This is a genomic window from Actinokineospora guangxiensis (genome assembly GCF_042657845.1).
Classification (GTDB): domain Bacteria; phylum Actinomycetota; class Actinomycetes; order Mycobacteriales; family Pseudonocardiaceae; genus Actinokineospora; species Actinokineospora guangxiensis.
In genome coordinates this window covers 270,877-295,453 of sequence record NZ_JBHSKF010000007.1, presented here as the reverse complement: position 1 = coordinate 295,453, position 24,577 = coordinate 270,877, and the positions used below count along the sequence as shown (strand labels likewise).

General features: G+C 73.1%; 21 protein-coding genes. 16 read left to right on the top strand and 5 right to left on the bottom strand.

Annotated features, from left to right (window positions below; all coding sequences use genetic code 11):
- The first annotated feature begins 147 nt into the window (after window positions 1–147).
- Window positions 148–1,275 carry an LCP family protein gene (locus ACFPM7_RS17300; protein ID WP_378248656.1) on the top strand — a complete coding sequence of 376 codons (1,128 nt, stop codon included), beginning with the start codon at window positions 148–150 and terminating at the stop codon, window positions 1,273–1,275.
- A gap of 76 nt (window positions 1,276–1,351) precedes the next feature.
- Here the strand turns inward: ACFPM7_RS17300 and ACFPM7_RS17295 are convergent, their stop codons facing one another.
- From ACFPM7_RS17295 to ACFPM7_RS17285, 3 genes are read right to left on the bottom strand one after another with little or no spacing between them, the layout of a single operon-like run.
- A complete protein-coding gene (locus ACFPM7_RS17295) occupies window positions 1,352–1,813 on the bottom strand; it encodes a peroxiredoxin (protein WP_378248655.1) in 462 nt (153 codons plus the stop codon).
- On the bottom strand, window positions 1,810–2,586 hold the full coding sequence (locus tag ACFPM7_RS17290) for a DUF1295 domain-containing protein (protein ID WP_378248654.1): 777 nt from the start codon (window positions 2,584–2,586) through the stop codon (window positions 1,810–1,812). Before ACFPM7_RS17290 ends, ACFPM7_RS17295 begins: the two co-directional genes overlap by 4 nt.
- A complete protein-coding gene (locus tag ACFPM7_RS17285; RefSeq protein WP_378248653.1) occupies window positions 2,583–3,902 on the bottom strand; it encodes a class I SAM-dependent methyltransferase in 1,320 nt (439 codons plus the stop codon). The genes ACFPM7_RS17290 and ACFPM7_RS17285 overlap by 4 nt, the downstream gene beginning before the upstream one ends.
- 87 nt (window positions 3,903–3,989) lie before the next feature.
- On the opposite strand from ACFPM7_RS17285, the gene ACFPM7_RS17280 reads away from it, so the two are divergent.
- On the top strand, window positions 3,990–4,568 hold the full coding sequence (locus tag ACFPM7_RS17280) for a hypothetical protein (protein ID WP_378248652.1): 579 nt from the start codon (window positions 3,990–3,992) through the stop codon (window positions 4,566–4,568).
- A gap of 19 nt (window positions 4,569–4,587) precedes the next feature.
- On the opposite strand, the gene rocD is transcribed toward ACFPM7_RS17280, so the two are convergent.
- Window positions 4,588–5,799: an ornithine--oxo-acid transaminase gene (gene rocD / locus ACFPM7_RS17275; RefSeq protein WP_378248651.1), complete on the bottom strand. Its 1,212-nt coding sequence runs from the start codon at window positions 5,797–5,799 to the stop codon at window positions 4,588–4,590.
- A 139-nt stretch (window positions 5,800–5,938) separates the two neighbouring features.
- Here rocD and ACFPM7_RS17270 point away from each other — a divergent pair, with 139 nt between their 5' ends.
- Window positions 5,939–6,769, top strand: coding sequence for a PPK2 family polyphosphate kinase (locus ACFPM7_RS17270; RefSeq protein WP_378248650.1), 831 nt, complete (start codon window positions 5,939–5,941; stop codon window positions 6,767–6,769).
- Window position 6,770: 1 nt separating this feature from the next.
- Here the strand turns inward: ACFPM7_RS17270 and ACFPM7_RS17265 are convergent, their stop codons facing one another.
- Window positions 6,771–7,634 carry a S1C family serine protease gene (locus ACFPM7_RS17265; RefSeq protein WP_378248649.1) on the bottom strand — a complete coding sequence of 288 codons (864 nt, stop codon included), beginning with the start codon at window positions 7,632–7,634 and terminating at the stop codon, window positions 6,771–6,773.
- 116 nt (window positions 7,635–7,750) lie between these two features.
- Between ACFPM7_RS17265 and ACFPM7_RS17260 the strand changes: the two genes are divergently transcribed.
- The 13 genes from ACFPM7_RS17260 (at window position 7,751) to ACFPM7_RS17200 (ending at window position 24,554) form a co-directional block, all read left to right on the top strand.
- Window positions 7,751–9,814, top strand: coding sequence for a S9 family peptidase (locus ACFPM7_RS17260; RefSeq protein WP_378248648.1), 2,064 nt, complete (start codon window positions 7,751–7,753; stop codon window positions 9,812–9,814).
- 13 nt (window positions 9,815–9,827) lie between these two features.
- On the top strand, window positions 9,828–10,790 hold the full coding sequence (locus ACFPM7_RS17255; protein WP_378248647.1) for an LLM class F420-dependent oxidoreductase: 963 nt from the start codon (window positions 9,828–9,830) through the stop codon (window positions 10,788–10,790).
- Window positions 10,791–10,861: 71 nt separating this feature from the next.
- On the top strand, window positions 10,862–12,223 hold the full coding sequence (locus tag ACFPM7_RS17250; protein ID WP_378248646.1) for a pyridoxal phosphate-dependent decarboxylase family protein: 1,362 nt from the start codon (window positions 10,862–10,864) through the stop codon (window positions 12,221–12,223).
- Window positions 12,220–13,479: a lysine N(6)-hydroxylase/L-ornithine N(5)-oxygenase family protein gene (locus ACFPM7_RS17245; protein ID WP_378248645.1), complete on the top strand. Its 1,260-nt coding sequence runs from the start codon at window positions 12,220–12,222 to the stop codon at window positions 13,477–13,479. Before ACFPM7_RS17250 ends, ACFPM7_RS17245 begins: the two co-directional genes overlap by 4 nt.
- 44 nt (window positions 13,480–13,523) lie before the next feature.
- Window positions 13,524–15,236 carry an IucA/IucC family protein gene (locus ACFPM7_RS17240; protein WP_378248680.1) on the top strand — a complete coding sequence of 571 codons (1,713 nt, stop codon included), beginning with the start codon at window positions 13,524–13,526 and terminating at the stop codon, window positions 15,234–15,236.
- Window positions 15,233–16,582, top strand: coding sequence for a type I glutamate--ammonia ligase (locus ACFPM7_RS17235; RefSeq protein ID WP_378248644.1), 1,350 nt, complete (start codon window positions 15,233–15,235; stop codon window positions 16,580–16,582). Before ACFPM7_RS17240 ends, ACFPM7_RS17235 begins: the two co-directional genes overlap by 4 nt.
- Before the next feature lie 105 nt (window positions 16,583–16,687).
- Window positions 16,688–18,298: a WXG100 family type VII secretion target gene (locus tag ACFPM7_RS17230; RefSeq protein WP_378248643.1), complete on the top strand. Its 1,611-nt coding sequence runs from the start codon at window positions 16,688–16,690 to the stop codon at window positions 18,296–18,298.
- 6 nt (window positions 18,299–18,304) lie between these two features.
- Window positions 18,305–18,649: a hypothetical protein gene (locus tag ACFPM7_RS17225; RefSeq protein ID WP_378248642.1), complete on the top strand. Its 345-nt coding sequence runs from the start codon at window positions 18,305–18,307 to the stop codon at window positions 18,647–18,649.
- A gap of 144 nt (window positions 18,650–18,793) precedes the next feature.
- On the top strand, window positions 18,794–19,342 hold the full coding sequence (locus tag ACFPM7_RS17220; RefSeq protein ID WP_378248641.1) for a dihydrofolate reductase family protein: 549 nt from the start codon (window positions 18,794–18,796) through the stop codon (window positions 19,340–19,342).
- Between the two features lie 55 nt (window positions 19,343–19,397).
- Window positions 19,398–20,180, top strand: a complete 783-nt coding sequence (locus ACFPM7_RS17215; RefSeq protein ID WP_378248640.1) for a TIGR03084 family metal-binding protein — start codon at window positions 19,398–19,400, stop codon at window positions 20,178–20,180.
- Window positions 20,177–21,826 carry an acyclic terpene utilization AtuA family protein gene (locus ACFPM7_RS17210; RefSeq protein ID WP_378248639.1) on the top strand — a complete coding sequence of 550 codons (1,650 nt, stop codon included), beginning with the start codon at window positions 20,177–20,179 and terminating at the stop codon, window positions 21,824–21,826. Before ACFPM7_RS17215 ends, ACFPM7_RS17210 begins: the two co-directional genes overlap by 4 nt.
- Window positions 21,823–22,959 (top strand): acyl-CoA dehydrogenase family protein, encoded by a 1,137-nt coding sequence (locus tag ACFPM7_RS17205; protein ID WP_378248638.1) that lies wholly within the window; start codon window positions 21,823–21,825, stop codon window positions 22,957–22,959. Before ACFPM7_RS17210 ends, ACFPM7_RS17205 begins: the two co-directional genes overlap by 4 nt.
- On the top strand, window positions 22,956–24,554 hold the full coding sequence (locus ACFPM7_RS17200; RefSeq protein ID WP_378248637.1) for an acyl-CoA carboxylase subunit beta: 1,599 nt from the start codon (window positions 22,956–22,958) through the stop codon (window positions 24,552–24,554). Before ACFPM7_RS17205 ends, ACFPM7_RS17200 begins: the two co-directional genes overlap by 4 nt.
- The last annotated feature ends 23 nt before the right edge of the window (window positions 24,555–24,577 follow it).

Below are 24,577 nucleotides of genomic sequence, written 5' to 3'. Positions count from 1 at the left end.
CGCCCCCGAGGACGCGGTGGAGGCGGCCACAAGCCGACCGCGGTCGGCTTGTGGCAACCTCGCCCACCCGTGGGACGTCTCCCTGGTGAGCGGTGGGAGACTCCCACCGGGCAGGGAACGCTGATGACGCGATCGGGTGGTACTTCCATGAGCTACGGACAGGGTCAGCCCGGCTACGGCCAGGGCGGGCACCGGCCGCCTCCCTACCACCCGGACGGACCGCAGGGGCACCGCCAAGGCCGTCCGCAGGGGCACAACCAGGGCGGGTTCGGCCAGGGCGGGCACCGGCCGCCGCCGGGGCCGCCGCCGCGCCAGCGCAAGCGGCGCAGGCCGGGGCGCATCGTGCTGGTCGTGCTGCTGGTGCTGCTGACCATCGTCGGCGGGCTCTGGATCTACGGCGAGACGTCGCTCAACCGCACCGCCGCCCTCACCGAGTACGAGGGCAGGCCCGCGGCGGGGGCGGGCACGAACTGGCTCATCGTCGGCTCCGACAGCCGCGAGGATCTCTCCGAGGACCGGCAGAAAGAGCTGAACACCGGCGCGCCCGAGGGCAGGCGCACGGACACGATCATGCTCCTGCACATCCCGGACAACGACACCCCGCCGACCCTGGTGTCCCTGCTGCGCGACTCCTACGTCCCGATCCCGGGCAAGGGCCGCAACAAGCTCAACGCCGCCTACGCCTTCGGCGGACCCGAGCTGCTGGCCAAGACCGTGGAGACCACCACGGGCCTGCGCATGGACCACTACATCGAGATCGGCCTCGGCGGCTTCGCCGACCTAGTGGACGCCGTCGGCGGGGTGGAGATGTGCCTCAAGAACCCCATCAACGACCCGCTCGCGGGCATCAACCTCAAGGCGGGCTGCCAGGAACTCTCCGGCCCCGACGCCCTCGGCTACGTCCGCACCCGTGTCGGTCCCCGCGCCGACCTCGACCGCGTCATCCGCCAGCGCGAGTTCATCAGCGCCCTGACGGAGAAGGCCACCAGCTTCGGCACCATGATCAACCCCTTCCGGGTGATCCCGCTGGTCGCCGCCGCACCCGAGGCGGTGACGGTGGACGAGGGCGACCACCTGCACAATCTGCTTCCGCTGGCCTTGGCGATGGGCTCCAGCGACCTGGTCACCACCACGGTGCCGATGGGCGGGAGCGAGCGCGTGCAGGGCGTCGGCTCGGTGATCCGCTGGGACCGGGAGAAGGCGCTGCGCCTCTTCGACGCCCTGGGCACCGACGCCGCCGTCCCGGCCGACGTGATCGTGAAGCCCCCGAAGTAGTTCCGCGACAACGACAACGGCCGCCGGTCATCAGGACCGGCGGCCGCTGTCGCTGGGCGGGATCAGGCCTCGCGGTTCAGGCTTTGGCCTTGCGCTCGCGCAGGATGCTCAGCGCCTGGTCGGCGTGAACGGTGAAGCGCAGCTCGCTCTTGACGTCGCCGAGCAGAGTGCCGTCGGTGTCGATGACGAAGGTCTTGCGCTTGGTGAGCAGCGGGCCGAAGCGGCGGCGGACGCCGAACTGGGTGGCCACCTTGCCGTCCGGGTCGGACAGCAGCGGGTAGTCGAACCCGTGCATGGTGGAGAACTCCGCCTGCTTGCCGACCGAGTCCGGGCTGATTCCGATCCGGTGCGCGCCGACCTCGGCGAACTCCGCGGCCAGGTCCCGGAAGTGGCAGCTCTCCGCCGTGCACCCGCCGGTCATCGCCGCCGGGTAGAAGAACAGCACGACGGGCCCGCTGGCGAGGAACTCCGACAGGGAGCGCTCGGCGCCGGTCTCGTCAGCGAGGGTGAAGTCGGCGACCTTGTCTCCGGTCTTCATCGGTTTCCTTTCGGTGGCAGCGGAAAGAACCCGCTGGTGCGGGCGACGTAGTCGGCGTAGCCGGGGCGGCTGGAGCTCAGGTGCTTCTCCGTCAGCGGCTTGCCGGTGCCCTTGGCCAGCAGGTAGGTCATGATCAGCGGGGCGACGACCGTGGCCGCTCCCCACCACGAGTGGCAGGCCATCAGGTACAGGCCCCACCACACGCAGGCGTCGCCGAAGTAGTTGGGGTGCCGCGTGTAGCGCCACAGCCCGGTGTCGAGGACCTTGCCCTTGCTTGCCGGGTCGGCCTTGAACCGGGTCAGCTGGGCGTCGCCGATGGTCTCGAAGGCGAAGCCGAACACCCACAGCGCGACGCCGACCCAGGCCAGCGCGTGGAACTCGGCCGACCCCGTCTGCGCCACCTGCACCGGCAGCGAGATGATCCACATCAGCACGCCCTGGGTCAGGAACACCACGCGCAGCATGTGCAGTCGGGGGTTTCCCTTGGCGCGGCTCTGGATCGCGACGTAGCGCCGGTCCTCGGGCTTGTCGTGGTTGCGGATGTGCAGGTGCACCCCGAGGCGCACGCCCCACACCACCGTCAGTGCGGTGACCGTGATCCGCAGCGCGTTCGGTCCGTCCCCATAGGACAGTGCAAGTGCGACCAGCGCGATCACGCCGAACCCGAGGCCCCACGCGGTGTCGATCGTGTCGTACTTGCCCAGCCGGACGCTGATCCCGAAGACCACACCGATGAACACGACGACCGCGATCGCCGTGGCGAGGAAGATCATGTGCCCACCCGCTTCGCGAGCAGCTCAGCCCGGGTGCGCGGCATCCCGCTGCCCCCGGTCGGCGTCGGCCGCACCGCCAGCACCTGGTCGACCCCCATCCTGCCCTCCTCGAACGCCAGCGCCCCGCCCGCGAAGTAGAGCCGCCACACCCTCGCCTGCTCGACCCCGACCAGCGCCACCACATCGTCCCAGCGCGCCTCCAGCGTCTCCCACCAGGCCCGCACCGTCCACACGTAGTGCTCGCGCAGGGCCTGCACGTCGCGCACCTCCAGCCCGGCGCGCTCCAGCAGGTCCACGGTCTGCCCGACCGGGCGCATGTTCATGTCCGGGGCGATGTAGGTCTCGATGAACGCCCCGCCGCCCTGCGCGGTCGCGCCGCGCGACATCTGCTGGAGCAGCAGCCTGCCGCCGGGCTTGAGCATCCGGAACAGCGTCGCGGCGTAGACCGGGTAGTTGGCCCGGCCGACGTGCTCGCCCATCTCCAGGGTGCCGATGGCGTCGAACGGCTCGTCGGCCGGGTCGCTGCCCAGATCGCGGTAGTCCTGCAGGCGGATGTCGACGCGGTCGGCGATGCCCAGCTCGGCCAGCCTGCCCAGGATGAACTCGCGCTGTTCGCGGGCCAGCGTGATGCCGGTGACGTGCACGCCGTAGTGCCGCGCCGCGTGGATGGCCAGCGATCCCCACCCGCAGCCGACGTCCAGCATCCGCATGCCGGGCTCCAGGCCCAGCTTGGTGCAGACGAGGTCGAGCTTGTCGCGCTGCGCGTCCTCGACGGTGTAGTCCGGCGCGTCGGAGGTCCAGTAGCCGCAGGAGTAGGCCATCTGCGGGTCCAGCACCATGCGGTAGAAGGCGTTGGAGAAGTCGTAGTGGTGGGAGATCGCGGCCTCGTCGCGGGCCTTGCTGTGCTCCTCGCCGCGCAGCCGGGCCTCGGCCTCCGGGATCGGCGGGCGGGTCCCGAGCACGCCGAGGCGGGCCGCGGAGCGCACGAGGCCGAGCTTGTCGCGCACCGACAGCGTCGGTTTCGCGCCGTCGCGGTTCATCGACCAGAACAGCGAGAGCGCCTTGTCGACCCCTCCGCCGAGGCCATCGCCCTGCACGTCGAGGTCGCCGCTGACGTAGGCGCGGGCCAGACCGAGCTCGTTCGGGCTCCACAGCAGGTGCCGCAGCGCCCGCCGGTTCCTGAGCACCCCGACCGGTGCGTCGGCGGGGCCCGCCTCGCTGCCGTCCCAGGCGCGCAGACGCACCGGCAGCGGTGCGCCGAGCACCCCTTCGGCCAGCTCGGCGAGGGTGGCGGCGACAGGTGCGCGTTCGGCCACAGCGGCTCCGATCTGCTCAGGTCGTGGGCGGTCCTCCCCGCATTCGGCACGCCGGTCGGGGTGGATGGGTCTGCCAGTATCGATCGCGTGGAGATCGTATTGGCCAAGGCGGCGACCGAGGTGCTGTCCCCCGCGGTCGTGGTGCTCGTGCTGCCGGTCGTCGTGGCCTGGCACGCCACCGGGCACCTCGGGGCCGCGCTGGGCTGGGGACTGGCGGTGGCGCTGTTCTCCAGCGTGCTGCCGATGCTGTTCATCGTCCGCGGCGCCCGCGCCGGCCGCTGGGACGGCCACCACGTGCGCGACCGCGAGCACCGCACGGTGCCGCTGCTGGTCGGCCTCGCCTCGACGGCGGTCGGCGTCGCGCTGCTGGTGTGGGCGGGCGCGCCGCGGGAGGTGCTGGCGCTGACGCTGGCCATGGCCGCGACCCTGGTCGTGTGCCTGGCGGTGACCCGGTTCTGGAAGATCTCGCTGCACGCCGCGGTCGCGGGCGGCGCGGTCGCCATGGTCACCCTGCTCTACGGGCCGTGGGCGCTGGCGCTGCTGGCCGCGCTGGCGGCGGTGTGCTGGTCGCGGGTGGTGCTGGGGGACCACACCGCCGCCCAGGTGGTGGTCGGCGCGCTCACGGGGCCGCTGGTCGGCGGTGTGGTCTTCCTGCTGGTGCGCTGATCCGGCGCGGGAGCGCGGCTCAGCCCAGCTCGGTGATGACCTCGGCGATCGCGGCGACGCCGTGGTCGATCTCGGCCTCGGTGATCACCAGCGGCGGCGCGACGCGCAGCGTGGTGTCGTGGGTCTCCTTGCACAGCACACCGCGCGCCATCAGCGCCTCCGACGCGGCGCGCCCGGCGACCGAAGTCAGCTCCACCCCTGCCCACAGGCCGCGCCCGCGGACCTCGGTGACACCCTGGCCGACCAGCTCGCCCAGCCGCCGGTGCAGGTGCGCGCCGAGCGCCCGCGAGCGCTCCTGGAACTCCCCTGTGGACAGCAGCCGGACCACGGCGCGGCCGACCGCGCAGGCCAGCGGGTTGCCGCCGAAGGTCGAACCGTGCTCGCCGGGCTTCAGGACCCCGAGCACGTCCCGGCGGCCGACGACCGCCGACACCGGCAGGATGCCGCCGCCGAGCGCCTTGCCGAGGGTGTAGACGTCGGCGCGCACGCCCGCATGGTCCAGGGCGAACAGCGTGCCGGTCCGGGCCAGGCCGGACTGGATCTCATCGGCGATGAACAGCACGTTGTGCTCGTCGCAGAGGGCGCGGACGCGGCGCAGGTAGTCCGCGCTCGGCACGACGACGCCCGCCTCGCCCTGGATGGGCTCGACCAGCACGGCGGCCGTGCGGTCGGTGATCGCCTCGGCCAGGGCCTGGTCGTCGCCGTACTCCACGACGGTGAAGCCGGGGGTGAACGGGCCGAAGTCGGCGCGCGCGACCGCGTCGGTGGAGAACGACACGATCGTGGTGGTGCGGCCGTGGAAGTTGCCGCCCGCGACGATGATCTCGGCGGTGTCCTGCGGGACGCCCTTGACCCGGTAGGCCCACTTGCGGGCGATCTTGACCGCGGACTCGACGGCCTCGGCGCCGGAGTTCATCGCCAGCACCATCTCGGTGCCGGTCAGCTCGGCCAGCTCCTGGCAGAACAGGCCGAACTGGTCGTGGTGGAACGCGCGGCTGGTCAGCGTGACCCGCCCGAGCTGCTCGACGGCGGCCGCGACCAGCGCGGGGTGGCGGTGCCCGAAGTTGAGCGCGGAGTACCCGGCGAGGAAGTCCAGGTACCGCCGACCGTGCACATCGGTCACCCACGCGCCCTCGGCCTCGGCGATCACCACCGGCAGCGGGTGGTAGTTGTGCGGGCTCCAGCGCTCGTCCAAGCCGATGAGGTCGGTGCCGTGGGCAGTCGCGGTCATGGGGCCAGGTTAAGGGGAGGGCAGCGGCGATTTCATCCGCCCAACGTTGCTTTCGGCGGGCAAACGTTGCGTGGTTGAGCCCGCGCGCTTTGGAAACGTTCGCGAGCGGCCCGCTCGAATGCGGGCTACCCTGCGCTGCATGGCGAAGAAGACCGTCCGCGAAGTCCTGAGGGTAACCACCGGCGACCTGCCCCAACCACGCTCCACGCCGGTCGGCCCGAAGACCAAATCGGACGCCGTCGCCGCCCTCCCGGCCATCGGCTCCCGCCTGGCCGCCCTGCAGGAGGCCCTCTACGCCGAGTCCACCCGGGGCGTGCTGCTCGTCCTGCAGGGCATGGACACCTCCGGCAAGGGCGGCACCATCAAGCACGTCGTCGGCCTGCTGAACCCGCTCGGCATCAGGATCGCCTCCTTCAAGAAGCCCACCAGGGCCGAACTGCGCCACGACTTCCTGTGGCGCATCCGCCGCCAGGTCCCGCCCGCGGGCCACGTCGGCGTCTTCGACCGCTCCCACTACGAGGACGTCCTCATCGCCCGCGTGGAGAACCTCGCGCCCCGCGGTGAGCTGAACGCGCGCTACACGGCGATCAACGCCTTCGAGGACGAGCTGACCGGCGCCGGGATCACCGTCGTCAAGTGCTTCCTGCACATCTCCCCGGAAGAACAGCGCGAACGCCTCATCGCCCGCCTTGAGGAACCCGCCAAGCACTGGAAGTACAACTCCGCCGACCTGACGGCCCGCGCCAAGTGGTCGGCCTACCAGCGTGCCTACGCCGTCGCCATCGAGCGCTGCTCGACCGAGGAGTCCCCCTGGTACGCGATCCCCGCCGACCGCAAGTGGTACCGCAACTGGGCGGTGGCGAACATCCTGCTGGAAACCCTGGAGGCCATGGCCCCCCAGCCCCCGGCGGGCGACTTCGACCCCGCGGCCGAACTGGCGACGCTGCGCGACAGCGACCCGCTGGGGTGACTCACCCGAAGCGCTCGACGACCGACTTGGCGGTGTTGATCGGGATGCTGAAGCCGATGCCGACGCTGCCCGCCGACCCGTCGGCGCCCGAGACCGGCGAGTAGATCGCCGAGTTGATCCCGATGACCCGGCCCGCGCCGTCGAACAGCGGCCCGCCGGAGTTGCCCTGGTTGATCGACGCGTCGGTCTGCAGCGCCTTGTAGGACACCCCGCCCCCGCGCCCGGAGGAGATCGACACATCCCGGTCGACGGCGCTGATGATGCCCGTGGTGACGGTGCCCTGGAGCCCGGCGGGCGAGCCGATGGCGATGACCGAGTCGCCCACGCTCACCGACGACGAGTCCCCCAGCTCGGCTGGGGTGAGGTCGGTCACGCCCTCGGCCTGGAGCAGCGCGAGGTCGGACTGCTGGTCCCCGCCCACCACCCGGGCGGGCGCCCGCGACCCGTCCGCGAAGGTGATGACGATCTCGCGCGCCCCCGCGATCACGTGGTAGTTGGTCATGACGCGCCCGTCCGCGCTCACCACCACCCCGGACCCGACCCCTTGCGCCGACCCCGAGCGGGTGGTGACCTCGACCACGCTCGGCATCACCTTGTCGACGATCGCGCTCACGTCCAGCGGCGCGGTGTCCGCCGCTGACGTGGCGCTGACCGCGGGCGCGGCGGCGGGCGAGTCCATCCCCGCGACCAGCGCTCCCGCCGAGCCGCCGATGACGCCGCCGCCCAGCACCGCGGCCGCGACCAGCGCGACGGTCCGCGAGGCCCGGCGCTTGGCGGGCGGCGCGGGCGGGGGGAACGGCCCGCCGCCGTAGGGCGGCTGAGCGGGCGGGGTCTGGGGCCAGAACGGCGGCTGCGGTGTGGTCATGCCCCCACCATCGGTCCGCATCCTGGGAACCGGCTGTGGATTCGCTCTGCGGAACCGAAGAATCCCGGCCAAGCCGCTCTGCCCCGCGCCCGCCCCGCCCAGTTAGGTTGTCCAGCGTGACCAACGAGACCTCGTTCCTGCGCCTACAGGCGCGGACCCAGCGCTTCACCCTCGGCACCCCCCGCGAGTTCCGCGTCGCGGGCGACCGCGTCCTCTTCCTGCGCACCGCCGACGGCGAGGACCGCACGCACATCCTGTGGAGCAAGGACCTCGCCACCGGGGAGGAGACGCGCCTGGCCGACCCGGGCGTTCTGCTGGGCGGCACCGAGGAGCTCTCCGCCGAGGAGCGGGCCCGCCGCGAGCGCAGCCGGGAGCAGGGCGCGGGGATCGTCGGCTACGCGACCGACGCCGAGGTCACCACCGCCGCGTTCGCGCTGTCCGGGCGCCTGTTCGCCACCACCGGCATCGCCGCGGGCGCGAGCACCGCCGAGCTGGACACCCCCGGCCCGGTCATCGACCCGCGTCCGGACCCGACCGGCCGCCACATCGCCTACGTGGTCGACGGCGCGCTGCGCGTCGTCGGCGTCGACGGGACCGGCGACCGCGCGCTGGCCGAGCCCGAGGGCGAGGACCGCGCCTGGGGCGTGGCCGAGTTCATCGCCGCCGAGGAGATGAACCGCTCCCGCGGCTACTGGTGGTCCCCGGACGGCACCCGCCTGCTGGTCGCGCACACCGACCGCCGCGCGGTGCGGCGCTGGCACATCGCCGACCCGGCGAACCCGGGCAGCGCGCCGAGCACCGTGGCCTACCCGGCCGCGGGCACCGCCAACGTCACCGTGCGCCTGGCCGTGATCGACCTCGACGGCACCCGCACCGACGTCGACTTCGACGGCGAGTACCTGGTCACCGCGCACTGGTCGGCGGCGGGCCTGCTCATCGCGACCCAGACCCGCGACCAGCGCACCTACGAGGTCCGCTCGGTCGACCCGGCCACCGGCGCCACCGAGGTCGTGCACACCGACACCGACGACACCTGGGTGGAGATCGTCACCGGCGTCCCCGCCTGGACCCCCGGCGGCGAGCTGGTCAGGGTGTCCGCCGACGGCGACGCCAACCGGCTGTTCGTCGGTGACCGCCCGGTCAGCGGCGACCTGCAGGTCCGCGCGGTGCTCGACGTCGGCGACGACGTCCTGTTCACCGCCTCCGCCGAGGACCCGACCCAGGTGCACGTCTACACCGCGGGCCCGGACGGCCTCACCCGGCTGTCCACTGAGGATGGCGTGCACTCCGCGGCCCGCGGACCGGCGGGCACGGTGCTCACCAGCTGGTCGCTGGAGCGGGCGGGCGCCAGGCACACCATCGGCGAGCTGGAGATCGCGAACCTCGCCGTCACCCCGCCGCTGACCCCGGCCGTGGCGATGCTGACCGTCGGCGACCGCGACCTGCGCGCCGCCCTGCTCTACCCGAGCGGCCACGTGCCCGGCAGCCGCAGGCTCCCCGTCCTCATGGACCCCTACGGCGGCCCGCACGCCCAGCGCGTGCTGTCCACCCGCAACGCCTACCTGACCCCGCAGTGGCTGGCCGACCAGGGCTTCGCGGTCATCGTCGCCGACGGCCGCGGCACGCCCGGCCGGGGCCCGGAGTGGGAGCGGGCCATCCGCGACGACTTCGCGGGCGCCACGCTGGCCGACCAGGTCGACGCGCTGCACGCCATCGCCAAGGAGCACCCGGACCTCGACCTGGACAAGGTCGCCATCCGCGGCTGGTCCTACGGCGGCTACCTGTCCGCGCTGGCCGTGCTGCGCGCCCCGGAGGTGTTCCACGCCGCCATCGCGGGTGCGCCGGTCACCGACTGGCGTCTCTACGACACCCACTACACCGAGCGCTACCTCGGCCACCCCGACGAGCAGCCCGAGGTCTACGACCGCAACTCGCTCATCGACGACGCGCCGAACCTGGTCAGGCAGCTGCTGATCATCCACGGCCTCGCCGACGACAACGTCGTGGTGGCGCACGCGATCCGGCTCTCCAGCGCGCTGGTGGCCGCGGGCCGCCCGCACGCGCTGCTGCCCCTGCCCGGCGTCACGCACATGACGCCGCAGGAGGACGACGTCGCCGAGAACTTCATGCTCATGCAGGTGCGCTGGCTGAAGTCCGCGCTCGGCCTGGCCCACGACTAGAGGAGACACCCTGATGACCGTGCGGCCCAGGTGGGGCGTAACCCTGCCGCTGACCGGTGTTCCGCTGACGGCGCACCGCGATCTGGTCAAGGAGCTGCCCGATCTGGGCTACACGGACGTGTGGTCGGCCGAGACCGCGGGCACCGACGCGTTCACCCCGCTGGCGCTGGCCGCGGAGTGGTCGCCGGGCCTGCGGCTGGGCACGGCGATCGTCCCGGTCTACACCCGCGGCCCCGGCCTGCTCGCGATGAGCGCGGCGACGCTGGCCGAGCTGGCGCCCGGCCGCTTCGTGCTGGGCATCGGCACCTCATCGCCCGCGATCGTGGAGGGCTGGAACGGCGGGGACTTCGCCGAGCCGTTCCGCCGCGTGCGCGACACCGTGCACTTCCTGCGCTCGGCGCTGGCGGGGGAGAAGGTCACCGAGGAGTACGGCACGTTCTCGGTCAGCAAGTTCCGCCTGGAGCGCCCGCCCGCGGTGCCGCCGCAGGTGATGCTGGCCGCGCTGCGGCCGGGGATGCTGCGCCTGGCCGCGCAGCAGGCCGACGGCGCGATCACCAACTGGCTGGCCCCGCACGACGTGGCCAAGGTCCGCGCCGAGGTGGGTGCGGACACCGAGCTGGTGGCGCGGGTCTTCGTCTGCCCGACCGAGGACGCCGACGCCGCGCGCGGGCTGGGCAGGCTGCTGATCAGCAGCTACCTGACCGTGCCGGTGTACGCGGCCTTCCACGACTGGCTCGGCCGCGGCGACGTGCTGCGCCCGATGCACGAGGCGTGGGCGGCAGGCGACAGGGCGGGCGCCAACGCGGCGATCCCGGACTCGGTCGTGGACGAGTTGATCGTGCACGGCAGCCCGGCGGAGTGCGTGGAGAAGGTCGCCGCCTATCAGGAGGCGGGTCTCACGACCCCGGTGATCGCGGTGCTCCCGACGGGTGACGACCCCGCCGAGGTGGTGCGGGCCCTGGCGCCGCGCCGCTGACCGCCGCAAGATCGGGAGAAGGGTCGCTGAGTATCCTTCAAAGGTTAGGCTCACCTAAGAAGGGTTGGCGGATGTCCGTACCGCATGACGCCCCCGCGGCCCCCGCACAGCTGCCCGGGGCCGCCAGCCTCGCCACGCCGGGAGCGGTGCGGGGGCTCATCGGACCGCTGCTCGACGCGCTCGCCGACGGCGCGGCCGCACGCGGCGGGCCGCTGCCCGCGGGCGGGCCGGACGCGCTCGGCCCGCTCGCCGAGGTGCTGCCCGAGCACGGGGTCGGCGTCGGCGCGGTGGCCGAGGTGGCGCGGCTGCTGGCGGCGGGCTCGGCCGACCCGGCCGACCCGTGGTGCGCCGCGCACCTGCACTGCCCGCCGCTGGCCGTTGCCGTGGCCGCCGACCTCGCCGCCAGCGCGCTCAACCCGTCGATGGACTCCTGGGACCAGGCGCCCTCGGCCAGCGCGCTGGAGCGCCAGGTCACCGACGCGCTGGCCCGACTGTGCTACCCCGACGCCGCCGAGCCCGACGCGCTGATCACCACCGGCGGCAGCGACTCCAACCTGCACGGTCTGCTGCTGGCCAGGGAGAAGCACGGCCGGATCACCCCGGTCTGCGGCCGCAACGCCCACCACAGCGTCGCGCGCGCCGCCTGGCTGCTCGGCCTGCCCGCGCCGCTGCTGGTCGACTGCGCCGACGACCGGGTCCGCCCCGCCGCGCTGGCCGCCGCGCTCGCCTCGGTCGAGGGCCCCGTCGCCGTGGTCGCCACTGCGGGCACCACCAACAGCGGATCGATCGACCCGCTGCCGGAGATCGCCGCCCTCGGCGCGGACTGGCTGCATGTCGACGCCGCCTACGGGGGCGGTCTGCTGTTCACCGCCGACCGCGGCCTGCTGGCGGGCATGGAGGCGGCCGACTCGGTCGCGCTCGACCTGCACAAGTTCGGCTGGCAGCCGATCGCGGCCGGGCTGTTCGCCGTGCGCGAGGCCGCCGACCTGCGCGCCATGGCCGCCAGCGCCGACTACCTCAACGCCGACGACGACACCGAGGCAGGCCTGCCCGACCTGCTCGGCCGCTCGCTGCGCACCTCCCGCAGGCCCGACGCCGTCAAGATCGCCGCCACGCTGCGCGCGCTCGGCCGCCACGGCCTCGGCGCGCTGGTCGAGGCCTGCCGCACGACCGCCGCCCGCGTCGCCGACGCCGTGGAGGCCAACCCCGAGCTGGAGCTGTGGGCGCGGCCGGAGCTCTCGACCGTGGTCTTCCGGCCCACGGGCGAGTGCGACGTCGCCGCGCTGCGCAGGCGGCTGCTGGACGAGGGCCGCGCCGTGCTCGGCCGCGCCCGCCTCGGCGGACTGTGGCTCAAGCTGACCCTGCTGCACCCGCACACCACCGCCGCGGACTACCTGCCGCTGCTGGACCTCGTCGCCAAGGCGGCGCGATGACGCTGGACCTGGCCGGGGTCGGCGTCGGCCCGTTCAACCTGTCGCTGGCCGCGCTCGCCGACCCGGTGCCCGGCCTGCGCACGGCGTTCTTCGAGCGCCGGGCCGAGTTCCGCTGGCACCCCGGCCTGCTCATCGACGGCGCGACGCTGCAGGTGCCGTTCCTGGCCGACCTGGTCACCCTGGTCGAGCCCGCGCACCCGCTGTCGTTCCTGTCCTACCTGCGCGACCGCGACCGGCTGTTCCCGTTCTACTTCGCCGAGCGCTTCCACATCCCGCGCGCCGAGTACGACGACTACTGCCGCTGGGCCAGCGAGCGGCTGCCGTCGTGCCGGTTCGGGGCCGAGGTGTCCTCGGTGCGCTGGGACGGCGCGGCCTTCGAGCTGGCGCTGCCGGGCGGTCCGGTGTCGGCCAGGAACCTGGTGCTCGGCGTCGGCACCGAGCCGGTCGTGCCCGCGCCGCTGCGCACGCTGGCCGTGCACTCCGCCGACTACCTGGCCGAGCGCGACAAGCTGCTCACCGCGGGGGAGGTCACCGTCGTCGGGTCGGGGCAGTCCGGCGCGGAGGTCGTGCTGGACCTGCTGCGCCGCGGGGTCGGGCGGCTGCGCTGGCTCGCCCGCACGCCCGCCTTCGCGCCCATGGAGTACTCCAAGCTCGGGCTGGAGCAGTTCACCCCCGACTACACCCGCTACTTCCACGGCCTCGACCAGCGGGTGCGCGACCGGCTGGTGCCCGAGCAGTGGCAGCTCTACAAGGGCATCGACGCCGACACCATCGCCGCGATCCACGACGAGCTGTACCAGCGGAGCATCGGCGGCGGCTGGCCCGACGTGCGGCTGACCCCCGGCGTCGAGGTGGTCGGGGCGCGGCCGGGCATCGAGCTGGACCTGCGGCACACCCAGCAGGGCACGACGGCGACCGTGCGCACCGACGCGGTCGTGTGCGCGACCGGCTACGCCGAACCCGACCTGGGGCCGCTGCTCGGCGACCTGCCGGTGCGCGACGGCGACGGCCGCATCCAGGTCGACGCCGACTACCGCGTGCGGCTGGACCCGGCGGTGACCGGCGCGGTGTACGTGCAGAACGCCGAGCGCCACACCCACGGCGTGGGCGCGCCGGACCTGGGCCTGGCGGCGTGGCGCGCGGCGACCATCCTCAACGCTGTGTGCGGGCGCGAGGTCTACCGGCTGCCCGCCCGCACGGCGTTCACCACGTTCGGACTGGACACGCTTGGAACGGAAACAGGGGAGGCGCACTAGTGGGCGAGGCGTGGGCGGTCGCGGGCGCGGCGGTGGTGCACAAGATGCTGGGCGAGCTGAGCTACGAGGGGATGCTGCGGCCCGAGCCCGTCGGCGAAGCCGACCCGGCGGGCTTCCAGGACTGGCGGCTCGCGCTGACCAGTGGCGCGGAGTACCGCTTCGCCGCCCGGCGCGGCGCGTTCGAGTCCTGGGCGGTGCGCGAGGGGACGGCGCTGCGCGACGGCCAGCCCGCCGACGACCCGCGCGCGCTCGTCGTGGACGCCCGCGCCGAACTGGGCCTGACCGGCCTGCGCCTGGCCGACGTCCTCGCCGAGCTGACCGCCACCGTCGCCAACGAGGCCACCCGGATCGCCGCGGCGCCCTCGGCCGCCGAGCTGTCCGAAATGGACTACGACACCGCGGACGGCAAGCTGACCGGTCACCCGCGCCTGGTCCTCAACAAGGGCAGGGTGGGTTTCTCCGGCGCCGACCGCGCGCGCTACGCCCCCGAGGCGGGCACGACGTTCGCGCTGCCGTGGGTGGCCGTGCGCCGCGAGCACGCCGCCTTCCGCTGCACCGACGACCTCACCGAGGAGTCCCTGCTCGCCGAGGAGCTGGGCGGGCGGCTCGCCGAGTTCCGCTCGCGCCTGGACGACCCCGGCGACTTCACCCTGGTGCCCGTGCACCCCTGGCAGCTGGACGAGATCCTCGGCACGCTCTACGCCGCCGAGCTGGCCACCGGCGTCGTCATCCCGGTCGGCGAGAGCGGCGACCACTACCGTCCACACCAGACCATCCGGACACTCGCCAACGCAAGCCACCCCACCCGGCGCGACGTTAAGACCGCGGTGTCGGTGCGCAACACGCTGGTCTACCGCGGCCTGGCCTCGGCGGCCACGCTCGCCGCCCCGCAGGTCACGACCTGGCTGCGCACCGTGCACGCCGGTGACGAGCTGCTGCGCGAGCGCTACCGCTTCGACCTGCTCGGCGAGGTCGCCAGCGTCTCCGTGCGCCACCCGCTCTTCGGCGCCATCGACGAACTGCCCTACCGCTTCCACGAGACCCTGGGCGCGCTCTGGCGCGACCCGATCCGCGCTCAGCTCGCACCGGGCGAGCGGGCCGTCTCCTTCGCCGCGCTGCCCTACCGCGGCGAGGACGGCTCGGTGCTCGCGCGCCTGGTCCGCACGTCCGGGATGGACCCCGACGCCTGGCTGGGCCGGGTGCTGGACCTGCTGCTCACCCCGCTGCTGCACTGGCTGCTGGAGCACGGCGTCGGGTTCTGCCCGCACGGCCAGAACCTCATCCTCGTCACCGACGCCGACGGCGTGCCGCTGCGGGTGGCCATCAAGGACTTCGCCCAGGGCGTCGACCTGCTGGACGAGGAGCTGCCCGCCTACGCGCTGCTCGGCGCCGACGCCAAGGCCGACATGCTGCGCTGGCCCGCGCACCTGCTGGTCCAGTCGCTGTTCAGCTCGGTGTTCGCCGGGCAGCTGCGGTTCCTCGCCGAGATCGCCGACGCCGAGCTGGACTACGCCAGGCCGCGGCTGTGGGCGCGGGTGCGCGAGATCGTCGGCGCCTACCGCGACACCCACCCCGAGACGGCGGCCCGGTTCGACGCGTGCGGGCTGTTCGCCCCCGACGTCGAGCGGGTCACCCTCAACCGCGAGCACCTGGCGGGCCAGGGCTTCGACAAGGTCGAGCGCGACGACGAGTTCGACGTGCGCCACGGCCGCGCCCGCAACCCGCTCGCCGGGCCGGACTCCGGCGGTGCGTGGTGATCGACCACCGGCGGCCGGTCGGGCCGCGCACGCTGGCCGCCCGCGCGAAGGCGGCGGTGACCCAGTCGGCGATGCTGCGCGCCGCGGTCTCGGCGGGTGAGGTGCGGCGGGTGGTGTGCCTGGCGCCGGACCCGCACGCCCGCTTCGCCGCCGTCGAGCTGGCCGCGGACTTCTTCGTCGACACCGTCCTGGCGAGCGGGTACGGGCTGTGCTCCTACGTCTTCGGCTGGAACCCCGCCCGCGACCCGATCAACGCCCCCGCCGTCGACCAGTTCCTCGGCGGCTACGGCGACCTGGTGCTCAAGCCCGACCTGGCCACCCTGTCCCCGCTGGAGCCCGGCGTCTGGCAGGTCGTGTGCGACGTCGAGTGGCCCGACGGCAGGCCGGTGGCCGAGGCGCCGCGCACCGCGCTGCGCGAGCGGCTCGCCGACGCCGAGCAGCTGGGGCTGGTGCCGTCGGTGGGCATCGAGCACGAGGTCACCTTCACCCGGCCCGACGGCACGCCGCTGGTCTCCCAGGGGCTGGACTACGCGGTCGCGGCGCTCGCGCCGATGCGGGGGCTGCTGTCGGACGTGCACGCCGCCGTCGCCGCGCTGGGCCTGGGCGCGGAGTCCGCGCGCGGGGAGGTCCACCCCGGGCAGTACGAGATCGTCCTGCGCCACCGCGACGCCGTCGCCGCCTGCGACGACGCGATGCTGCACCAGGCGGCCGTCCGCCGCGCCGCCGCCGAGCACGGCGTGCGAGCCGGGTACCTGGCCGCCGAATCGTCCGGAACGGGCGGTTCCTGCCACGTCCACCTGTCCCTCGCCGACCCCGAGGGCGCCGCGCTGACCGCGGGCGCGTCGCCGGGGGAGCCCTCGGCGCTGTTCGGCCACTTCCTGGCGGGCGTGCTGCGCGCCGCCGCCGACCTCACCGCGGTCTGGGCGCCCACCTGGAACTCCTACGTCCGGCTGCGCACCGCCCCGTTCTCCCCGCGCGAGCTGCGCTGGGGCTGCGACGACCGCACCGCTGCGGTCCGGCTGGCGGGCAGCGGTCGCTCCCTGCGCCTGGAGGCCCGCTTCGCCGGGGCCGACGCCCAGCCGCACCTGGTCGTCGCCGCCCTGCTCGGGGCCGGGGTCGCCGGTGTGCGCGAGCGGCTGCCGCTGCCCCAGGAGGGCCGCGTCGTCGGCGAGCTGGCCCGCACCCCGTGGGAGGCGCTGACCCTGCTGACCGAGTCCAAGCTCGCCCGCGCCGCCCTCGGCGACGCCGTGGTCGACCACCGCGCCGCGGTGTTCGGCGAGGAACTGGCCGCGGGCCTGGACACCGTCTCCGACTGGCAGCGAACCCGGGGCGACCTGCGCGGCTGAGCGCTACTATCCGCCGAGTGGGGGAACGGTTCGGCCGGGCTGGTGCGGGGAACCGACGGCGGCCGCCGTGCGCCTAACGGGTCATTCTGTTCGACGGGGGGAAGCATGACCTCAGTGGAGATCCAGCCTGACGGGCTGCTGGCCTACAGCCGCGGCACGACGGGAACGGCGGAGAACTTCGGCGCATTGGCGGGCCTAGTTGAGCAGGCCAGGGTCAGCGACGAGTGCTTCGGACCCATCGGCGAGTTCCTGGCGATGGCGTACTTCAACAACCTCGAAGAGTGCCGCGACCTGGCCAAGCAGGCGGGCGACTACCTGGATGTGGTGTCGCAGGCGATCACCGACACGGCGGCGGCCTACACCGGCACCGACGAGGGCAACGCGGGCAACTTCGACGGGCTGGCCGAGGGGATGGGCGGCCCGGGCTCGATCGGCTCCGTCAACGGCGCGGGCGACCAGGCGGGCTACTTCGAGCAGCACGCGAGCTACGGCAGCTCACTGGCCAAGGTCGCCTTCAGCGGGGACAAGCTGGCCGATCCGGGAAGCCCGCCGGAAGCGACCTTCGCCCTGATCAACGCCCGCGCCGAGCAGCTGAACTGGGTGACCAGCCCCGGGCAGGCCTTTGTCGACAACGGCCTCGGCTTCCTCATCGGCATCGTGATCAGCCCGCTGATCGAGTTCATCGTGGAGCCCGCGGTCGGCGACCCCGAGCAGATGCGCAGCACCGGCAAGGGGTGGGAGCAGGTCGCGCAGTGGGTCGAGGGGGTCGCCGAGCACGAGCGGGCCAGGGCCGAGGCGACCGGGCCGGTGTGGTCCGGCGAGGCCGGTGACGCCTTCCGCGCGGAGATGTCGGAGTTCGCCGAGGGCGTGCAGGCCCTCGCCGGGGATCTCCGCAACCTCAAGGAGAACCTGGAACTCGCCGCCGACCTGTTCGACCTGTTCGTCGAGACCGTCATCGACATCCTGACCGAGCTGGTCATCGGCTTGATCATCGAGTGGCTGGCCGCGCTGGCCGCCTCGTGGATCACCTTCGGCGCGTCCGTCGGCGCGGCGACCGGTCTGACGACCGCGCAGGTCGCGGTCACCGGCACCCGGCTGGGCACCAAGGTCGCCAACCTGCTGCACAAGCTCAAGCCGATCTTCACCAAGCTGGAGGACATCCTCAAGGCCCTGCGCTCCGGGCCGCTGCGCGGGGTGGTGCAGCGCATGCACAAGCTCGGCGACGCCAAGGTCGTGGGCAAGGTGCTCAAGCGCAATCCGGCCTTCAAGTTCCTGGCGGGCTCCGATCCCGGCGACATCGCCCGGCTGGAGCGGCGCGTGGACGCCGTCCGCGACGCCCAGCGCAACCTCGACAACGCCACCCAGGCGGGGGATGCCGCCCGGATCGCCGACGCCACCAACGAGCTGGCCACCGCCCGCCGCCAGATGGACAACTTCGTGAACCAGGGGACCGTGTCCAACCAGAACGTCTTCGGCACCACGGCGACCGGCGAACAGGCGCTGGCGCAGCGCACCGTCAGCACCGGTCTGGGCTATCTGGGGCTGGGCGGCACCACCGACCGGGGCACCGCGATCTTCCGGGGTACCCTCGAAAACCTTCCGATGGCGGCGGCGGAGAACATCAGCGAGACCGCCTACGACCGCACGGCGAACCCGAGGGGTTCCGAAGACGAGCGCCGCGCGACCCAGGAGCGCGGCTTCACCTATGGGGAGTAGTCGAGCATGACGACGCGATACGGCACCGGCAGGCGGCGGTTCTGGGAGTGGACGCCCGCCTTCGCGCTGAGGCTCGTGGTCGGCAACCTCGCGATGATCGCCTCCGTGCTCGTCTTCCGGGTGTCGGAGTCGCGCGGTGTGCAGTGGGGGATGGTCGCGCTGGGGATCGCGGGGGTCATCGTCGTCTGGCTGAGCTGGGCGGGGAAGAAGGACAACTACCGCGGCGAGGGCGGCAAGATCTACATGTACGGCGCTCTCGACCGCATCGGCTACTGGGGATCGGTGCTGATCACCACCGCTTTCGTCGTCGCCGGGGGCTTCCTGTTCCCCATCACCCTCTTCGACAACTGACGGGACGAGCGGACGGGGCGGGAGCAGGTGCTCCCGCCCCGTGCCGTGTCAGACCCGCAGGGGTGGCCACGGCGACGGTGACCGGGTCGAGGGCGGCGGCGACGGCTGCCGCAGATCGTCGGTGCGTGGCCGCATACTCGCCCGATGCGCAGAGTGACGTACTCGATGGGCATGTCCCTGGACGGCTACACCATCGGCCCCGACGGCCGCTTCGACTGGACCGCGCCCGACCCGGAGGTGTTCGGCTTCTCCATCGAGGAGATCAAGGGCGTCGGCGTCCACCTGCTGGGGCGTCGGCTCTACGAGTCGATGCTGTACTGGGAGGACGCGCCCGAGCTGGACGAGGCGCAGCGGGAGTGGGCCGGTCTCTGGAACCCGCTGCCGAAGGTGGTGTTCTCCCGCACGCTCTCGGCGGTGCGCGGCAACGCCCGCCTGGCCTCCGGCGGTCCGGTCGAGGAGATCGAGCGGCTGCGGGCCGAGCCGGGCGAGGGCACCATCGCCATCGGCGGCGCCGACCTCGCCGCACAGGTGGCCCACCTCATCGATGAGTACCGGATCAGGATCTTCCCGGTGCTGGTGGGCGGCGGCACGCCGTACTTCGCCCACGCCGGGAGCCGCTCGGACCTGGAACTGCTGGAGACGCGCACCTTCGCCTCCGGCATCGTGTTCCACCACTACCGGGTGGTCCGCTAGAAACAATCAAGCGCGCATGCTTGAAATCGGGTCCGCCGCGTGCCACGGTGGACCCGTGATCGACCTGACCGCGCTGCTCGCCGACCTGCGCGCCGAGGGCGACCTGGTGGACTCCTGGGTCGCCGACCTCGACGCGCGGGGCTGGGCCGCGCCCACCCCCGCGGCGGGCTGGACCGTCGCCCACCAGATCGCGCACCTGGCCTGGGCCGACGAACAGGCCCTGCTCGCCACCGCCGACCCGGCCGCCTTCACCGCCGCGGTCACCTCGGCCTTCACCTCGGCCCCCGACCCCAACCGGGTCGTCGACGACGCCGCGGCCCACGGCGCGACCCGCCCCGACCTGCTCGCGCACTGGCGCGGCACCCGCGAGGCCTTGGCCGCCGCGCTGGCCGCCGCGCCCGCGGGCGCCCGGCTGCCGTGGTTCGGCCCGCCGATGAGCCCGGCGTCGATGGCCACCGCCCGGATCATGGAGACCTGGGCGCACGGCACCGACATCGCCGACGCCCTCGGCATCACGCGCGAGCCGTCCCCGCGGCTCAAGCACGTCGCACACCTCGGCGTGCGCACCCGGGACTTCGCCTACGCGATCCGCGGCCTGCCCGCCCCGGCCGCGCCGTTCCGGGTCGAGCTGACCGGGCCCGACGGCGAACTGTGGACCTGGGGACCGGAGGAGGCGGCGCAGCGGGTCACCGGCGCCGCGTTCGACTTCTGCCTGCTGGTCACCCAGCGCGCGCACCGCGCGAACACCGGCCTGGTCGCCGTCGGCGCGGAGGCCGACCACTGGCTCGGCATCGCCCAGGCCTTCGCGGGCCCGCCCGGGGGAGGCCGGGCCGAGTGATCCGCGTCGGCAACATCTCCGGCTTCTACGGCGACCGCCTCTCGGCCATGCGCGAGATGCTCGACGGCGGCGAGATCGACGTGCTGACCGGGGACTACCTGGCCGAGCTGACCATGCTCATCCTCGGTCGGCAGAAGCTGAAGGACCCGAGCGGCGGCTACGCGCGCACCTTCCTCAAGCAGGCCCAGGAATGCCTGGGCACGGCGCTGGAGCGCGGGGTCAAGATCGTCGTCAACGCGGGCGGGCTGAACCCGGCCGGCCTGGCGGAGGCCGTGCGCGCCCTCGGCGGCCGAGTGGCCCACGTGGAGGGTGACGACCTGCTGCCGCGCGCGGGCGAACTCGGCTTGACCGGCGCGCTGACGGCGAACGCCTACCTCGGGGCGTGGGGCATCGCGGCGTGCCTGCGCGGCGGCGCGGATGTTGTCGTCACGGGCCGGGTGACCGACGCGTCCCTCGTGGTCGGCGCGGCGGCGGCCCACTACGGCTGGACCCCGTCGGACTACGACGCCCTGGCGGGCGCGACCGTCGCGGGCCACGTCATCGAGTGCGGCACGCAGGCGACCGGCGGCAACTACTCCTTCTTCACCGAGATCCCCGACCTGGCGCACGCGGGCTTCCCGATCGCCGAGATCGCGGCGGACGGGTCGTCGGTCATCACCAAGCACGCGGGCACGGGCGGAGCGGTGACCGTGGAGACGGTGACAGCGCAGCTGCTGTACGAGATCCAGGGCACCCACTACCTGGGCCCGGACGTCACCACCCGCTTCGACACCATCACCCTGACCCCCGACGGCCCCGACCGCGTCCGGATCTCCGACGTGCGCGGCACCCCGCCGCCCCCGACGGTGAAGGTCTGCGTCAACACCCTCGACGGCTTCCGCAACAGCGCCACCTTCGTCCTCACCGGCCTCGACATTGAGCCCAAAGCGGCCCTTCTCCAGTCCCAACTCGGCGACGACGTGACCTGGACCCTGGCCCGCACCGACCATGAGAACGCCGACACGGAGGAGACCGCAAGCGCTTTCCTCCACGCTGTCGTCCGGACTCCGGACCCGGCGCGCGCCAAGGCTTTCTCCCGCGCGGCCGTGGAACTCGCGCTGGCCTCCTACCCCGGCTTCACCCTCACCGCCCCTCCCGCCGACGGCACCCCGGTCGGCGTCTACCGCCCCGAGTACGTGGACCGAGCCGAGGTCCCGCACACCGCCGTCCACCACGACGGCACGCGCGAAGACATCCCCTGGCCCGCCGAGACAACCGCCGCTTCACACCCCCCACCCGGATTCCACCCAGCGCCCGCCACGCCGTCGACCGGTCCGCACCGAACCGTCCACCTCGGCCGGATAGTCGGTGCCCGGTCCGGGGACAAGGGCGGGGACGCCAATCTCGGTGTGTGGGTGCGCGAGCAGCGGGCCTACCCCTGGCTCAGCGACTTCCTGACCGTCGAGCGGCTGAAGGAACTGCTCCCCGAAACCCGGCCGCTCACCGTCCACCGCCACGAGTTCCCCCACCTCAACGCCCTCAACTTCGTCATCGAGGGCATCCTCGGCCAAGGCGTCGCGGCCTCCACCCGCTTCGACCCCCAGGCCAAGGGGCTCGGGGAATGGCTGCGGAGCAGGCACGTCCACGTCCCGGAGGCGCTGCTGTGAAACCCTTCGAGCGCAAGGAGCTGCGCGGCACCGTCCGCGCGTTCATGGAGCGCGAGGTCCTGCCCCACCTCGACCAGTGGGAGCGCGACGGCGAGCTTCCCCGGGAGTTGCACCGCACGGCGGGGCGGGCCGGGCTGCTCGGGGTCGCCTTTCCGGAAGAGGTCGGGGGCGGGGGCGGGGACCTCATCGACGCCATGGTCGTCGTGGAGGAGATGCACTACGCGGGCGCGTCCGGCGGGCTGATCGCCGGGCTGCTGACCTGTGGCATCGCCGTGCCCCACATCGCGGCGGCGGGTGCCGCGGCGCAGGTCGCCACGTGGGTGAGGCCGACCCTCGACGGTGAGCTGATCGGGGCGCTCGCCATCACCGAGCCCGACGGCGGGTCCGACGTCGCCAACATCCGCACCACCGCCAAGGACGACGGCGACCACTACGTCGTCAACGGCGCCAAGACCTTCATCACCTCCGGTGCGCGCGCCGACTTCGTCACCACCGCCGTCCGCACGGGCGGGCCGGGCGCGCACGGCATCTCCCTGCTCGTCGTGGAGAAGGGCACGCCGGGGTTCGCCGTCAGCCGCAGGCTGGAGAAGATGGGGTGGCACTGCTCGGACACCGCCGAGCTGTCCTTCACCGACTGCCGCGTCCCCAAGGCCAACCTCGTCGGCCAGGCGGACACCGGGTTCGTCCAGATCGCGGTCAACTTCGTCGCCGAGCGGATCACGCTCGCGGTGCAGGCCTACGCGCACGCCCAGCGGGCGCTGGACCTCACGCTCGCGTGGTGCCGCGCGCGGGAGACCTTCGGCAGGCCGCTGATCTCGCGCCAGGCCGTGCAGAACACCCTCACCGAGATGGCCCGCCGCGTCGACGTCGCCCGCGCCTACACCCGGCACGTCGCGCTGCGCCACCTCGACGGCGAGGACGTCATCGCCGAGGTGTGCTTCGCCAAGAACACCGCCGTGGAAGCGGGGGAGTGGGTGGTGAACCAGGCCGTGCAGCTGCACGGCGGCATGGGGTACATGCGGGAGTCCGAAGTGGAGCGCCACTACCGGGATCTGCGCATCCTCGGCATCGGCGGCGGCACCAGCGAGATCATGACCGGACTCGCCGCGAAGCGATTGGGGTACACGGCATGACCGTCCTGCGCACGAGCGCCGACACCGGCGGCGACGACTTCAAGGCCAACGCCGAGGCGATGCTCGCCAAGCTGGCCGAGCTGCGCGCCGAGCAGGCCAAGGCCGTCGCGGGCGGCGGGGAGAAGTACGTGACCCGCCACCGCGACCGGGGCAAGCTGCTCGCCCGCGAGCGCGTCGAACTGCTGCTGGACGAGGACTCGCCGTTCCTGGAGCTGTCCCCGCTGGCCGCGTGGGGCAGCGACTACCAGGTCGGCGGCAGCCTGGTCACCGGCATCGGCGTCGTGGAGGGCGTCGAGTGCCTGGTCAACGCCAGCGACCCGACCGTCAAGGGCGGCGCGATCAACCCGTGGGGCATGCGCAAGGGCTTCCGCGCCGCCGACATCGCCGCCCAGAACCGGCTGCCCACCATCAATCTGGTCGAGTCCGGCGGCGCGGACCTGCCGACCCAGAAGGAGATATTCATCCCCGGGGGGCGCACCTTCCGGGATCTCACGCGGGCTTCGCAGCGCAAGGTTCCGACCGTGGCGCTGGTGTTCGGCAACTCCACCGCGGGCGGCGCCTACCTGCCGGGCATGTCCGACTACGTGGTCATGGTCAAGGAGCGGGCGAAGGTGTTCCTCGGCGGCCCGCCGCTGGTGAAGATGGCCACCGGCGAGGAGTCCGACGACGAGTCCCTCGGCGGCGCGGAGATGCACGCGCGCGTCTCCGGCCTCGCCGACTACCTCGCCGCCGACGAGCAGGACGCCATCCGCGTCGGCCGCCGCGTCATCGCCCGGCTCAACTGGCGCAAGCTGGGCCCCGAGCCCGCCGCCGACTACGCCGAGCCGGTGCACGACCCCGATGACCTGCTCGGCATCGTGCCCACCGACCTCAAGGTGCCCTTCGACCCGCGCGAGGTCATCGCCCGCGTCGTGGACGGCTCGGACTTCGACGAGTTCAAGCCCCTCTACGGCAGCAGCCTGGTCACCGGGTGGGCGAGCGTGCACGGCTACCCGGTCGGCATCCTGGCCAACGCGCGCGGCGTGCTCTTCGGCGAGGAGTCGCAGAAGGCCACCCAGTTCATCCAGCTGGCCAACCAGACCGACACGCCGCTGATCTTCCTGCACAACACCACCGGATACATGGTCGGCAAGGACTACGAGCAGAGCGGCATCATCAAGCACGGCGCCATGATGATCAACGCGGTGTCGAACTCGACCGTTCCGCACCTGTCCGTCCTCATGGGAGCCTCCTACGGCGCGGGCCACTACGGCATGTGCGGGCGGGCCTACGACCCGCGCTTCCTGTTCGCCTGGCCCAGCGCGAAGTCCGCGGTCATGGGGCCCGCGCAGCTGGCCGGCGTGCTGTCGATCGTCATGCGGCAGAACGCCGAGCGCGCGGGCCAGCCCTACAACGAGGAGCACGACGCGGCCATGCGCGCGATGGTCGAGGGCCAGATCGAGGCTGAGTCGCTGCCGATGTTCCTGTCCGGGATGCTCTACGACGACGGCATCATCGACCCGCGCGACACCCGCACCGTGCTGGGGTTGAGCCTCTCGGCCATCCACAGCGGACCGATCAAGGGCGCCGAGGGCTTCGGCGTCTTCCGGATGTGAGGACCGCGATGAGCGCCCCCAAG

Coding starts and splice junctions, on each gene's coding strand:
- ACFPM7_RS17265 (WP_378248649.1), bottom strand. CDS start 7,634: ATGACCACACCGCAGCCGCCGTTCTGGCCCCAGACCCCGCCCGCTCAG.
- ACFPM7_RS17270 (WP_378248650.1), top strand. CDS start 5,939: ATGGCGAAGAAGACCGTCCGCGAAGTCCTGAGGGTAACCACCGGCGAC.
- ACFPM7_RS17250 (WP_378248646.1), top strand. CDS start 10,862: ATGTCCGTACCGCATGACGCCCCCGCGGCCCCCGCACAGCTGCCCGGG.
- rocD (WP_378248651.1), bottom strand. CDS start 5,799: ATGACCGCGACTGCCCACGGCACCGACCTCATCGGCTTGGACGAGCGC.
- ACFPM7_RS17230 (WP_378248643.1), top strand. CDS start 16,688: ATGACCTCAGTGGAGATCCAGCCTGACGGGCTGCTGGCCTACAGCCGC.
- ACFPM7_RS17290 (WP_378248654.1), bottom strand. CDS start 2,586: ATGATCTTCCTCGCCACGGCGATCGCGGTCGTCGTGTTCATCGGTGTG.
- ACFPM7_RS17255 (WP_378248647.1), top strand. CDS start 9,828: ATGACCGTGCGGCCCAGGTGGGGCGTAACCCTGCCGCTGACCGGTGTT.
- ACFPM7_RS17300 (WP_378248656.1), top strand. CDS start 148: ATGAGCTACGGACAGGGTCAGCCCGGCTACGGCCAGGGCGGGCACCGG.
- ACFPM7_RS17200 (WP_378248637.1), top strand. CDS start 22,956: ATGACCGTCCTGCGCACGAGCGCCGACACCGGCGGCGACGACTTCAAG.
- ACFPM7_RS17225 (WP_378248642.1), top strand. CDS start 18,305: ATGACGACGCGATACGGCACCGGCAGGCGGCGGTTCTGGGAGTGGACG.
- ACFPM7_RS17240 (WP_378248680.1), top strand. CDS start 13,524: ATGCTGGGCGAGCTGAGCTACGAGGGGATGCTGCGGCCCGAGCCCGTC.
- ACFPM7_RS17220 (WP_378248641.1), top strand. CDS start 18,794: ATGCGCAGAGTGACGTACTCGATGGGCATGTCCCTGGACGGCTACACC.
- ACFPM7_RS17295 (WP_378248655.1), bottom strand. CDS start 1,813: ATGAAGACCGGAGACAAGGTCGCCGACTTCACCCTCGCTGACGAGACC.
- ACFPM7_RS17245 (WP_378248645.1), top strand. CDS start 12,220: ATGACGCTGGACCTGGCCGGGGTCGGCGTCGGCCCGTTCAACCTGTCG.